1 protein-coding gene is annotated in these 680 nt (G+C 39.1%); it reads right to left on the bottom strand.

The features are described 5' to 3' along the window. Positions 1–680, bottom strand: a 680-nt coding sequence (locus tag D8863_RS10655) for a tryptophan--tRNA ligase (protein WP_142999495.1), incomplete at both ends; no start/stop codon positions are given.

The following is a 680-nucleotide window of genomic DNA, read 5'->3' as shown; positions in this document are numbered from 1 at the left end:
CATCTAGATAATGGAAAACCATGTTTCCTTCAATCTTACCTGGATCCTCAACCCGAATATGATCCGGATCAGTATACATGCTCATGACTTTTTTACGCAAAGTATCCGCATCATCTGCTAGATAAATACCATTATTAAGGGATTTAGACATTTTAGCATTTCCATCTAAACCTGGCAAACGCCCTGCTCTCTCATTTTCTGGATAAATACCTTCTGGTTCCACTAAGACATCACAGTTATATTCGTTGTTAAAAGAACGAACAATCTCGCGAGTCTGCTCAATCATTGGTTTCTGATCTGTACCAACAGGAACATAATTAGCCTTGAAGGCAGTAATATCTGCTGCTTGCGCAATCGGATAAACCAAAAATCCTGTCGGAATACTTTCTCCAAATCCTTTTTGAGCAATCTCTGTTTTTACTGTCGGATTACGCTCCAAACGAGCTAGTGACACCAAATTCATATAGTACATAGACAGCTCAGCCAACTCTGGAATCTGGCTTTGAATAAAGATAGTTGATTTACTTGGATCTAATCCAACTGCTAAGTAATCTAAGGCAACATTCCCAATCGATTCTACAATCGTTTGAGGGTCTTTGGCGTGATCTGTCAATGCTTGTTGGTCCGCCAAAAAAACAAACATCTCATACTTGTCTTCTTCCTGCAGTAATACTCTATTT

The sequence above is a fragment of the Streptococcus oralis genome (genome assembly GCF_003943825.1).
In the GTDB taxonomy this organism is placed as follows: domain Bacteria; phylum Bacillota; class Bacilli; order Lactobacillales; family Streptococcaceae; genus Streptococcus; species Streptococcus oralis_CD.
The sequence above is the reverse complement of the archived record's forward strand: the minus strand, read 5'-3'. Positions and strand labels throughout refer to the sequence as shown.